This window comes from Nocardia sp. NPDC051463 (assembly GCF_040681975.1).
Lineage (GTDB): Bacteria > Actinomycetota > Actinomycetes > Mycobacteriales > Mycobacteriaceae > Nocardia.
The window spans coordinates 531,546-543,757 of the sequence record NZ_JBFBAB010000001.1; the positions used below are offsets into that span (position 1 = coordinate 531,546).

Below are 12,212 nucleotides of genomic sequence, written 5' to 3' on the forward strand. Positions count from 1 at the left end.
CACAAGTGTGTAGACATCCAGAAACCCCTGCTCACGCGAGGTTGATGGAGACCTCGCGCGACGTGTCGAGCTACGTACCCTATGTCCGTATTAAAAAGACCTACTTGTCGAAGTGGCCGATTCCCGCGCCCCACCTCGGTTCGAGACCGTGCACGCAGGGACCTTCCGCGCCCGCGATATTTGGAAACCCGTTGCGCCACACCCATCTAATGCTACTAGACACCAGCTTTGATGTCTCGAACTCGACGTGAATCGATGAGTCCCGGGACCGGAAGTGTGATTTTATAGGTCGCGACACCGAACACCGACGCGCCCGCCCGAAAGTCAGATAAATCGTGAGGATGCAATTCGGGCCCTCTTACAGAGTTGGCTGACGATTCCGGTGCGGCGGCTTTCACACAAAGAAACCTGGCCCCAAGCGGCGGGATTGCGGATTGTCAGCGGTCCCGCAAGATGAGATGCGTCGGCAGTGGCGGCCCGGTGAGCCGTTCAGCTCGATGGCACGGTCGGCTGAGGTTCCGGTGCACCACGTTCGACGCTTGCCTGCCCAGATCGGTGGGGCGGTGCATCACAGCGTCGACGTCGCGGCCAGCGGCTGAGGAAGTCCGAGCGCGAAGAGATCTCCCGCAGTCCGGCTCTGGACTTCTCGGCGCGTCGGGCCACCGGAGCGCCGCCAGCCGATGAGAGCGGGCATCGTGTCGATGCGGATCCGACTGCCCGGTGCGACAATCCTGCCCGGCGAAGTTCCGTCAGGCTTGCCGCTGTGGAGAAGAACGCGGGTACACGCTTCCTGTGCCAGAATCCGAAAGTGTCACTCACAAGCGGTATCCCAGGGTCACCGATTTCGCTCGCTGGTCCGATAGATCTGGGCGAACTGCCGCCGCGAGGTTGGTCGGCGATCTCCGTCGTGCAGTGAGTTGCCAAGGTCCTGGTCTCCCCCTTGGCATTGGACACACAAGATCGGGATCGCGTCCGGTGTGTGTGGGGGGCTTTGTCGGTCATGGGGTCGCATGGTTCCCCGATGTTATGGATGCCGACGATGTTGCCCAGGACCCATACACCATCCGGGCGGCATTCGCGGGAGTACACGCAGACGATGTACTCGCCGGTCTAGGCGTCGACACCTACCCACTTACTCGAGCATCGCCCACCGACTGCCCCGCGAATGCGGTTGTCGCGGACCGCACATGGTTCGTGCCGGTCAGCTTGGAACAGGATTCTTGCGACACAATCCCCATTGATGGTTTCGGAGCACTCCTCGAACCCTGGCGGCGGGGCGGGAGCCGGTCGGGCGCCTACTGCTTCCAACGGTGTCTGACGTGGGCAGCCCCCGAGGGGACCGTTCGCTGGGCTCGAGTCGAAGAAGCCAGTGTGTAGTGCGGCTGGCAGATCCGCTCGATTGCCGGTCGGGAAGATCCGGGCAAGCGAATACTGGTGTGTCATGCTTCCCAGCTCGACCCAAGCCGATTCTGCAGCGCGTCTGGCCTGCACGAGACTGCCAGTATGACGAAGCAGGGCAAGAGAAATGCCGAGCGGAACGTCGGACCTGACTCCGAACTATTTCGATGTGGACACGATATCGAGGACTATCATCTCAACTCACCACGCCCAGCACACACTCGAGCGGGCCCAAAAGATCCAGTGATCACCTTTCATGCTTGGACACCTGTATAGGTTTGCTGACTCGAAAGGAAACTGCGACATGAGCGCTCTAGGCACCCCACTCAAAAAGATCGTCGCTACCAGCGCGATCATTGGCGGGGCCGGCATGGCATATATTGGCCAAGCTTCCGCCGCTACCGATCAGGAATGGGACACCCTTGCCGCGTGCGAGTCGGGTGGTAATTGGAGTAGCAACACCGGCAACGGATTTCAGGGTGGCCTGCAGTTCGCGCCGGGCACGTGGGCTGCGTATGGCGGCGCCGCGTATGCACCGACTGCCGACAAAGCCACCCGTGAACAGCAAATCGCCGTCGCCGAGCAGGTACTCGCCGCTCAGGGCTGGGGCCCTTGGGGAGGTTGTTCGGCAGCGCTCGGCCGTTTCCGGTGAGACAGCGGAGCTGTCCAGCGGGTACGACCGAGCCACGACAAGTCGTATCGTCCCGGTTCGCCTGAACGCCGCCTGCTCGGCACACGCACGGCCGATGTCGAACTGCGACTGACCCGCATCTCGACCGCGCTACCGACCGGACTTCGCGCGGCCACCAGCGAGCCCTGAATCCTCATTCCCAGGGAGCGGGGCCGGTCCCGGAGTTCCACGCGGCGAGCGCTCGGTTGTCGACGAGTCGAATGCCGCTGCGAGCAGCCGTCGCGCGGGCGGGCGCAGTGAACGATGCCGTCGCGACCAGGGCGGCGATATCGAATTGGTGCCAGGTCATCAGCCCGCCGACGAGCTGCTGCATCTCTTTGTCACCGACTCGACGTTTGATGTTGTAGCGCTTGGCCTGCAAGATCAGTCTGCGCCCATCCGGAGTCATCGCTTGTACGTCGGCGCCATGGTCGCCGGAACCGCCGGAGACCTCCACCCGGCGACAGCCACCGTCGCGACATAGCGACGCCAACGCATGCTCGAACTGCTTGTCGTTCATACTGTGAAATGGCAGCACGGCGCGAAGGCGCTTGTCCGCGAGCTCTTTCCGCCGTCGGCTGCGCGAGTTCCACAGCAACGCCGTGGTGACGGCCGCGGCGACCGACATCGCGATTGCTGCGATCAGCACCATGAGATTGTCCCGGGCGAATTTCACCACCGGAGCGAGAACTACTGCCCCGGCGACCCCGAACATCAGCAGCAGAGCCGCATTGTCGGAGTGGCGACGTCGTCTTGCCATAATTCCCCCTGCTGAAGACCCGGTGAGTGCTCGGCACATGAACCGTAGCGCGACCCACCGACACCGCGCCCACGTAACGCTCGCGAAAGCTGTCCCGGCACTGCGCTTCAGCCCGTGAGCCGCCCGGCTCGACGCCGCCGAATGCGCGGTGACCGATCCGCTGTTCGAGCCGCTGGGGCGCGATGATCTGCGGGCCGCCTCCGGCCCCGCCACGCGCCCGGCCGAGAGTATGCTTTCGTGCGGGATCCCCTGTGCGACTGCATATTCGTTGCGCCAGCCCCGAGTGCATCGTGTACGGGCAACCGGATCGCAGCCGTCGGTTCCCTGAATTGCCGATGCCGCGACTTGGTCAGTGCTTCGCTGAGTCGCCGAGCCGAGTACTGGGGCTCGCCCGAGCCGGCGAACGCCGATCGCGTGGCGAACGACAGTTGAAACACTCGACCGCCGCTACCGACGAGCTGTGGACAGCGTGTTCCTCGCAAGACCTCCGAGAGCTTTTTCGAAGAAGTTCCACGAGGCACCGCATGGTTGACCAAAGTTGGTCGGATCGAGCTCGGGATTAGGGTCGGTGTGTGATTTCCTTTCGGACCATCTTGGGGGCAATGTATGCCGCCGCCGCGGCTCTGCTCACGCTGCTGATTCTGCTCCCGCAGGTTCGGCTGTATCGGGATGAGCAGCCGGGTACCACCGTTATTTCCCAATTACGTTTTCTCCGTGCGGAATTGGGATCGGGTGCCGGGGAGGAAATGCAGGGCATGTTTCCCGAGGGGTACTTCTTTTCGCACGCACTGTACGGATTGGCGTGGACTGATGTCGCGCGCGGTGACCCCCCGTATCGAGAGGAGGCGCTTCGGGAGGCGCGCTGGGCGCTGCAGCGGTTGGGATCCCCTTCGGGGCGAGCGATTTTCGATGCGAGAATGCGCCCGGCATATGGGGTCTTCTACGCCGGATGGTCCAGCCGACTGCGCGGCGCCGTGATCGAACTCGCCGGTGTCGAAGCACCGGAGACGGCGCAGTTCACCGCCGATTGTGCGGCACTCGCTGCGGCGTTCGATACCGACGGGCCGTTCCTGGCCGCGTATCCGGGCCAGGCCTGGCCCGTCGACAATGTGGTGGCTGTGGCCGCGCTGAGGTTGCACGACCGTATCGTCGGTTCGCGGTTCGAGCCGGTGATCGCCCAATGGCTCACCTCGGTTCGTGCGCAACTGGATCCAGCCACCGGTCTACTGCCGCACCGAACGATACCCGTGAAAGAAGGTGCGCGCGGCTCGTCACAAGCAGTGATCCAGCGGTTCCTGCCCGAGATAGATGCTGTGTGGGCCACACAACAGTACAGCGCATTCCGCCGGTTATTCGTCGATACCCCGCTCGGCCTGCCCGGAGTACGCGAGTATCCGCACGGCCACAACGGCGCAGGCGATGTGGATTCCGGGCCACTCATTCTCGGCGCGAGCGCCTCGGCCACTGTGGTCACCATCGGCGCAGCCCGAGCGCACGGCGATCAAACCCTCGCCGGTCCCATCACGGGCCTCGGTGAAAGCCTCGGCATACCAGTCACTCTCGGCGACTCCAAACGCTACGCCTTCGGCGCCCTCCCCATCGGCGATGCCTTCCTGGCCTGGTCCTTCGCGGCACCGCTTGCCACCATCGCGACATCGTTTCCACCGGTGGTTTCTTGGTGGTGGCGGATACCCTGGCACGCGCTCGCGCTAACGCTCCTCACTCTGCTCTGGTTCCCGATAGTCCGGGAACTCGTTCAACGACGGCGCACGGGTCAGCGCATCATCCGCACCATCTCGCCATCTACTTCCACCGAGTGACAACGCAATAGGTTGTATACGTGGCTCTTTCACCACATGGGAAGGTAACCCAGACCTCGACCTTGCGGTGAGTGCCGCCGAACCATCGCCCCGGGCAGGGAACGCTCAGCCCTACCCGGGGCTCGGTTCGACGTCATCCAGTGTGTGGGCGTCGGCCGCCCGGACGCCCGGTCAGACGTAGGTGTAGGACACCCCGTTGCTGGCACCACCCGAGCCGGTGACGGTGACCTGCACCGTACCCGTCCCCCCGGGGGCGATCGCGGTGAGCTGCGTGCTGGAATTCACCGTGAAAGTGGTCGCGGTGGTACCGAACCGCACGGTGAGGGGGCCGGTGAACCCGGTGCCGGTCACCGTGACACTGGTACCTCCCGAGGCGGGCCCCGTCGTCGGAGAGATCGACGTGATGGTGGGCACCACGACATAGATGTAGGTCGCACCGTTGCTGGTTCCGCCCGGGGCGGTGACGGTGATCTGCACAATGCCGGTTCCGGCAGGCGCGACAGCCGTGATCTGCGTATTCGAGACGACTGTGAAAGAGGTTGCCGCCGTGCCACCGAAGCTGACCGCGGTGACACCTGTCAGATCGGTGCCGGTGAGGGTGACCGTGTTCCCTCCAGTGGTGGGACCCTGAGTGGGACTCACGCTGGTCAGTGAAGGAACCGGGAGATAGGTGTAGGGCACCCCGTTGCTGGTACCACCCGAGTCGGTGACGGTGACCTGCACCGTACCCGTCCCCCCGGGGGCGATCGCGGTGAGCTGCGTGCTGGAATTCACCGTGAAAGTGGTCGCGGTGGAACCGAACCGCACGGTGAGGGGGCCGGTGAACCCGGTGCCGGTCACCGTGACACTGGTACCTCCCGAGGCGGGCCCCGCGGTCGGAGAGATGGACGTGATGGTCGACATGAGTAGCTTCTTTCGAGAGTCAGAGCCCTGGTCCGGCCCTGGGGCAGGGGACCGGGGCAGAATGTGGTGTTGGCATGTTCCGGCCCCGAGCAGGGGACGAGAACCTGGCCGCTGCCATTTGCGGTATCGCCGATGACGTTGCCAGCGGTCAGTAATACGCCTCACCGTTGCCGGTGACGGAGTCGCATTTCGAGTAGGAAGGGTCGCCAGGTTCGCGGTGCCACTTCCTCCAAATTTTTGAATTATCTACATTTCCCTCGCAGAAATTTGACTGGACATAAACCCACCCACAAACATACGTCGACGCAAATCGTCGCGCAATAGTTTCTTTTCGACACATGCCGCATGTCGAAGCAGGTCAGCGGCTGTTTCTGGAGAATTTTCACGAATGTTGACCGCGTTTTTTCATGAATTTTGACGTCGTTTTATCGCGAATTTTAACAGCGCTTCATGTCGAGTCGATCGAGAATGCCGATGGCGTCATCGATGCGCATCTTTTCTGGCTTCGGAATATTTGTTTGTCACATACGGCCAAGCCATCCGATGGATCCGACACCGGGCGCCGCCGAGCCTTTTGCTGAGCAGACACAACGGCAGGTGCCACAGCATCGTCGGCGCGAGTCGGAGCTCGAGCGGGTCAGCGGGGTTTGTCGGTGGGTTCGGGTGGCTTGGCACGGGCATAGCGATAGCTGTGGGTGCCGGTCTCGATGATGTTGCCGCCGAAGGTAAGTCGGTCGATGATGGCGGCGCGGAGGGCGGCGTCGGTGAAGATTTCGGACCAGCCGGCGAAGTCGCGGTTGGAGACGATCGCGACCGACTTCCGCTCCTCGCGTTCAGTTAATACCTGGAACAGCAGTTCGGCACCGCGTCTGTCCAGCTCTGTGTAGCCGAGTTCGTCGATGCAGAGCAGGTCGACACCGCTGTAGCGGGCAATGGTATTGGTGAGCCGTTTGCCGTCGGCGGCTTCGATCAGTTTATTGACCAGCCTGGCGGCCAGGGTGTATCTGACGCGGTATCCGGCTTTCGCCGCCTCGGTGCCCAAGGCGATGAGCAGATGGGATTTCCCGGTGCCGGAGTCACCGATCAAGCACAACGGCAGCCCTTCCTCGACCCAGTCGCAGGTAGCGAGAGCGCGGATCATGGCAGGGTCGATACCGGGATTGGCACCGAAATCGAAGTCACGCAACAGTTTAGAGCGAGGGAACCCGGCGGCCTTGATGAGTCGTTCGGAGCGGCGGCGGGCTGTCAGCTGTTCCGCCTCCAGCTGCGGTTTGCGTTCGCGGACATAGGCACTGACGCGCTGATACGACACATCCCTCATGCCGTGCTCTTCGAGTAGACGGTGATAGATCCGGGTCGCCGTATGACGTTGTCTACGAGGCACATCCAGATCGGCCCGCAGCACATCGTCGATGAATGCCTTGTAGGGGTCCAGCTTCTGTGGTCGCGGCGGATACTCCTTACGCGGCTCGGGCCACACCGACTCCGTCGCGCTGGCCACCGTACGCCACCCGACCCTGTACTTACGCTCGATGGCACGCATGGATAGGCCGGCACGAAGATCCTGGCGGATAGCCGCGTATAGCTCGACTTTCGAGATGTCAGACATGGGCAGGCTCCCCTCGCCCCGCAACCGATAACTACACTATAACCGCTGGTGCCGCCTAAATCCGTGACTCCGAAACGCGCCCGTCAAGATTCGTGAGCAACCGCCGTCACAGTTGATGAACAGCGGACGCCGGCCGAGGTGGCCTCGATACCGTCCTGAGTAGTGGCAGATCGCGTTTCGACCAGGTAGGTCGATGCGTCGAGGCTGCGGCAGCGACGCGGCGAGTCACCACGTGCCTGCCATGCGCAACAGTGTGAACGCCCCGGGCACGCGCGGGCGTGGATGCTCGGCTCGACCGATGCGCCGCCTGGTGGGCAGCGCCGACGTGTTTGCTCGGTGGATCGGCCGGGCCGGCGCGACGATATCGGCGGCGCCTGGTACGACGTTCCGGCCGGCTGACTACGACCGGTAGGGCCGCTCCGACTGCGCTCACGACATACGCCTGCAGGCACATTGCGCGCAGCTGCACAGCCAGTTGACGAGGTGGCGCACCAGGTCCGCACCACCTCCTCATCGTTGACGACGGGCACCCCGAAGCGCCCAGCAGCTGGCCGCTAGCGGCCGTGTAAGTTGCGGTGCCCGGGCGCTACTCGTGCGGCGCGGGCGTTGCCAAGGCCGACTCGGACGCTCTGGCGACGTCCATGTCGATCTCCTGGATCTGGATCGTCACGCCGTCCGGATCGACAACCCGCAAGCTGCGACCGAAGTCCTCGTCGAAGATCTCATGGTCGTAGCCTTGCTCGCGCAACCGGCTCGCGACTACTTCCAGCTTCTCGTCAGTCGCGAACCCGAGTTCGACCGACCCGGCCGGCCGGCCCTTCGAGACGGTGAAGGCGTGCAACCCGACCGCTCCGGCGTCAGCCGAGAGTTGCGCCCACACATCGAGACTCGAATTCGAATCGAACACGAGACCGAGACCGGCGTAGAACTTGCGGCATGCTTGCACATCCGAGACGTACCTGATGGGCAGGACAGTCAGCATCTTTCACTCCTCCTTGGAACCGATGAGACCGAGTATGGGCACAGGTCGCAGGTCGCAGCCCCTTGCTGCGGGGCATCCGCCGGGAATCGACAATTGCGCGGTCGATATGACGGAATCCGTCAGGCCGGCAACCGCCGGGCCAACGCATGGGTTGCGGGTTGCTTGCCTCCAGCGCGCCCACACCACACCCCAGATCACATGGAATCAATCATCTGGAGGACCGGTCACGATGATGAGACGCGGATCGGCCGGGGCCGCTGCACCGTATGCCACCCATCGGCGAGTGCGATTCGGGGCAGTGACGTACGTCAGATCGTCGGTGTTGGTGCGCCGGGCTTCGACGTCGGTCAAGTCTCCGCCGACACCGGTAGAGTCCGGCCGCCCGGTGTGGGAGACCCAGGCCGGGGCGCTGGTACTACGGCCGGTGGCGACGAAGGGGCGATCTCCGGATCCCGGCTTCTGCCCCGCTCACGTCTCACGCAATCCGACCGTTTGGTACGCCGAGTGCTTCACCATCGCGTGCGCCGTTCGACAGTGCTCACCCGCTTCCAGAAGATGGAGACGGCGCGCCGACGATCGGCCCATCACCTCGGCACACGCGGCACAGGTTGCCTTCCCGCTGAGCGCAGCAGCTCGACCGAATCCTCGCCGCCCGACGAACGGTCCACTCACACCGGCGACCCATCCCCAAGGAGGCTTGCCCACGGGCCGAAACTACTCGCCCGCATAATCACTACTTGGGTTCGCGAATGACGCTGACAAGAAGAAATTTTCGTGAAGCGCGCCGAACAGCACAGTGCGGAACTGTCTCAGAAATCTGCACATGGCCGGCCGAGAGCGAATCCACCGGAGGTGGTTGCTACGCCAGGGTGGGGCGAGCTGCTCATCGACCTGACCGTGAGCGCATCCCATGGCAACATTGGCCGACAGCGGACCCCACTCGCGAGCACGCTCGACGGGCAGTGTCGACACAAACCGATGCCGCCTGTCCGAAGTAGGCGGCATCAGCCCCAGCTGGGCGGTGTGGTCGTGAATCCATCAACGGCAATTTTCGTACACAATGAATGGTCAGTGCACCGCAATTACCGAATTCAGCCTGCCTTTTTTCCGCAGATCATATCCTTGCTGAATCCCAAACCAAATGGATCTATGAAGGATTCCCCCGTGCGGCATATCGCATCAGCGAAGTCTTGACTATTGAGATTATCGATCAAATTCGGCACACCACCGTCCGGATTAGGTTTGTCGAGCGCATCGCCGATGCAGCCTGCTATCAGCAAGGTGGTACCAACCCACAGAGGAAGACCAACGAGTCTTCTCAGGACGAGGCCGAGCGTCACTTCTGCACCCGGCGGGATTGTGTCAGCCATTGCCGCACGGGCGTTGCCGCATGTCTGACTCACCTTGCCTGTGTCCTGAGGTTCCGATTTCGTCGGAGGCACCGGCTGCGGTTCAGCCAGACCCCGGCTGTCGATGACGGCATATACCGGCTGCGTAATATGGGCAGATCCGCAGCCGGCTTGAACCAAGTAACGTCCGTTGGGCAATGGTTGCGACTGCACTGTTGCACTTCCGGTCACGTCGAAGCTGAACGGAATCCACTGAATTTCTCCGTCACCACCCACCAGCAAATTACAGGAAGCACCCGCGGCACTCAATTTCAGAATTATTTGCATCACGACAATGCCACCTGGCCGTGTGGTCACCTGAGTAATGCTGCCGTCTGGCCCCAGTGGAGAGATTGCATTCGGACCAACTGGCTCCACACGGTCCGCTGTCGCCGCCGGCGTGGACGCCAGTCCGAAACTGATCGCCAACACTGAACCGACAATGGTTGCAATTACCCGACGCGTCGATATTGTAAATCTCAAAGCTGCGCTCCCCTGATCGAATCCGTCACACAGTGATTGTCCTTCAACGAGACGTTGAGCGTAGCAGCGAAACACTGCACACGGCACAGATCGAGGAACGATCCAATCAAATCTTGACAATGGAAGACAATTAAATCGACTGGCCGGTTCCACATTAGGGGCACAGGGGGATTTTCACGACGCACATTCGGGAAACGGCAGCGCACCGGTCGGTTTCTTCCCTTCCCGCGATCGGTCGAAAGAATCGGCATCGCGTGCGCTCCGACAGCGGGGCACCGACCGGCCGACTCCATGACGCAGGTCGAAGTGCCGAAACACCCCAACCACAACGGCTTTGACGCAAGACGGCGAAGGTCCGATCAATCGGTCCGCCAGTGATGAGAGTGCGATACCACATCGCTCCGACCAGCATGTCCTCCAGCAGCTCGGGATCACACTGCGGCAGATAGCCCGACTGCTGGGCCGCTGTGATGCGGTCCTGGTTCGGTACGCGCAGGGCGTGGTGGATCGCCTGGACCGCGGTGCACGTAGGTGGGTCGCTCCGTGCCGCGCCGACTACGCCGGCGAAGAGCCGCAGCTCCTCGTCACCGAGAACTTCACAAGCACGTACGACGAGAGTGCGCAGATCGACGCGGCACAACCGAGCGGGCACGGCGAGCGGCGACACCGACGGCGTTATCCTGCTGCGCACCAGCCGGTTGACCGAATTGACCGGCCCGCGCGGCATCGGGTGGGCACTCAGCGCGCAGTTTCGCTCGACGACGTTGCCGGGGGCCGCCCGGACACCGCCTTCGATGTAGCCGTGGTGGCGTTGAACGCTGCTCGAGCTGTGAGTTGCCGCCACGATCGGAAAGAGCGGCCACCAGCAATGTCACACTCCCGCGCCGTATGTCGTCTTCCAGTACAAGAGCATCTCGAGAGAGAAGGACACCCATGCTGCCCAAGCAGGAAACCCCCGTGGATCAGGCTCAGACCGCCGACCCCGAATCCATTGCGCACCCGCCGAAATGGAAGTTCTGGCTGTTGACTCTCCTCGGTCTCTACCCCTTGCTGACCGTGCTGGTGACACTCACTGCCCCGGTGGTCGAGCCCTTGCCCACGCCGCTGCGCTTGGCTTGCATTCTGCCGATCGCGGTGGCGGCAATGGTGTGGGTAGTGATGCCATTGCTGACTCGACTTTTCGCGCGCTGGCTAGCGAAATGATGAAACCCATGCGCTCACCACGGGTGCGCACCTGAACCCACCAGGCGGCCTCGGACCCATCGTCCGCTGTGCTGATCTCTGGACGCACTCCTATCTACAGTCTCGGTCAGGTACTACCCCGAACCATTGGAAGGGCTATCTTCGAACGACTTCATCCGCAGCCCAGCGCACACGCAACGAGCTGCGTGCGGAGGGCGTGCACCTGACCAACGCGGCAACCAGCGACCGAACCCCTTCGGATCTGGCCGCCCTTCCTCACGTCCCAACAGTGACAGGTGGTTCGACTGGCCGCCGCAGGTGCGACGAACAAGGAGCTCGCCTCCCACCTGTTCGTGAGTCCCAAAACCGTTGGGAACCACCTCTATCGCGCCTATCCGAAATTCGGAGTCACCAGCCGGGTTGCGCCGGCGCGCCTCCAACGGAATGACCTGCGGGGCCCGTGCCGTGCTCCGCACCCGGCCGAGCAGCACCAACGCCCAGGCGTAACTGCCGAACGAAGCCAGGTTCGCCATTGCTCGAACGGTGTTCCACACCACCCATTTGTCTCGAAGGCCGACCGAACCGCGGCCGGATCCATCTGGCTCGGATCACCCGCGGCGGCCAGCTGATCATTCAGCGGCACATTGACCCCACTGGTAATTGCGAACATCACCACGTTGAACGCGAACCCCGCGAACAACCAGGCGCGCAGCCGATTGTCCGCGCCTCGCCACAGACTCACCACCGCAACGCCACCCATGAAAAGGCTCATGAACAGTGGATTCACGATCGCCAGATTGATGTCTGCATCACCTCGACGAACGCATGATCCCCGCTCCGTTTCAGGCCAGGCATCACCGAATACGCGAAGCCCGCAAACAGCCCCGCCATCAGCCCAGAGACGAGGGTGACGCCACGAGTACGCCGATTTTCCATCTCTTCACAGCTGGTTTCCCTTCCATATCGCCGGTGATCAAGGACGTGAGCGGCTTTCGGTCGCTGACCGCTGATCCGCTG

The 12,212-nt window shown here is 62.7% G+C and carries 10 protein-coding genes and 2 pseudogenes; 4 read left to right on the forward strand and 8 right to left on the reverse strand.

What is annotated here, in order from left to right:
• Nucleotides 1-568: 568 nt before the first annotated feature.
• Entirely contained in the window at nt 569-694 is a 126-nt protein-coding gene (locus AB0M74_RS02360) for a hypothetical protein (RefSeq protein WP_364900667.1), read from the reverse strand.
• A 1,008-nt stretch (nt 695-1,702) separates the two neighbouring features.
• On the opposite strand from AB0M74_RS02360, the pseudogene AB0M74_RS02365 reads away from it, so the two are divergent.
• Nucleotides 1,703-2,038 (forward strand): annotated as a pseudogene (locus AB0M74_RS02365) (transglycosylase family protein); the annotation flags it as partial.
• Between the two features lie 184 nt (nt 2,039-2,222).
• Here the strand turns inward: AB0M74_RS02365 and AB0M74_RS02370 are convergent.
• Complete coding sequence (locus tag AB0M74_RS02370) at nt 2,223-2,828, reverse strand: restriction endonuclease (RefSeq protein WP_364900669.1); 606 nt, start codon at nt 2,826-2,828, stop codon at nt 2,223-2,225.
• A 572-nt stretch (nt 2,829-3,400) separates the two neighbouring features.
• On the opposite strand from AB0M74_RS02370, the gene AB0M74_RS02375 reads away from it, so the two are divergent.
• Nucleotides 3,401-4,648 (forward strand): hypothetical protein, encoded by a 1,248-nt coding sequence (locus AB0M74_RS02375; protein WP_364900671.1) that lies wholly within the window; start codon nt 3,401-3,403, stop codon nt 4,646-4,648.
• A 171-nt stretch (nt 4,649-4,819) separates the two neighbouring features.
• On the opposite strand, the gene AB0M74_RS02380 is transcribed toward AB0M74_RS02375, so the two are convergent.
• From AB0M74_RS02380 to AB0M74_RS02400, 5 genes are all read right to left on the reverse strand, one after another.
• Complete coding sequence (locus AB0M74_RS02380; protein ID WP_364900673.1) at nt 4,820-5,551, reverse strand: IPT/TIG domain-containing protein; 732 nt, start codon at nt 5,549-5,551, stop codon at nt 4,820-4,822.
• A gap of 637 nt (nt 5,552-6,188) precedes the next feature.
• The gene (gene istB, locus AB0M74_RS02385; protein WP_364900675.1) at nt 6,189-7,160 is read right to left on the reverse strand and encodes an IS21-like element helper ATPase IstB; all 972 of its coding nucleotides are present in this window, start codon (nt 7,158-7,160) and stop codon (nt 6,189-6,191) included.
• 586 nt (nt 7,161-7,746) lie between these two features.
• Entirely contained in the window at nt 7,747-8,142 is a 396-nt protein-coding gene (locus tag AB0M74_RS02390; protein WP_364900677.1) for a VOC family protein, read from the reverse strand.
• Between the two features lie 1,091 nt (nt 8,143-9,233).
• On the reverse strand, nt 9,234-9,848 hold the full coding sequence (locus tag AB0M74_RS02395; RefSeq protein WP_364900679.1) for a hypothetical protein: 615 nt from the start codon (nt 9,846-9,848) through the stop codon (nt 9,234-9,236).
• 319 nt (nt 9,849-10,167) lie between these two features.
• Complete coding sequence (locus tag AB0M74_RS02400; protein WP_364901911.1) at nt 10,168-10,740, reverse strand: TetR-like C-terminal domain-containing protein; 573 nt, start codon at nt 10,738-10,740, stop codon at nt 10,168-10,170.
• 206 nt (nt 10,741-10,946) lie between these two features.
• Between AB0M74_RS02400 and AB0M74_RS02405 the strand changes: the two genes are divergently transcribed.
• Both AB0M74_RS02405 and AB0M74_RS02410 read left to right on the forward strand, forming a co-directional pair.
• Nucleotides 10,947-11,216, forward strand: coding sequence for a hypothetical protein (locus tag AB0M74_RS02405; RefSeq protein ID WP_364900680.1), 270 nt, complete (start codon nt 10,947-10,949; stop codon nt 11,214-11,216).
• 332 nt (nt 11,217-11,548) lie between these two features.
• Nucleotides 11,549-11,824: a hypothetical protein gene (locus AB0M74_RS02410; RefSeq protein ID WP_364901913.1), complete on the forward strand. Its 276-nt coding sequence runs from the start codon at nt 11,549-11,551 to the stop codon at nt 11,822-11,824.
• A gap of 2 nt (nt 11,825-11,826) precedes the next feature.
• Here the strand turns inward: AB0M74_RS02410 and AB0M74_RS02415 are convergent.
• A pseudogene (locus AB0M74_RS02415) lies at nt 11,827-11,967 on the reverse strand (DUF1772 domain-containing protein); the annotation flags it as partial.
• Nucleotides 11,968-12,212 lie beyond the last annotated feature (245 nt).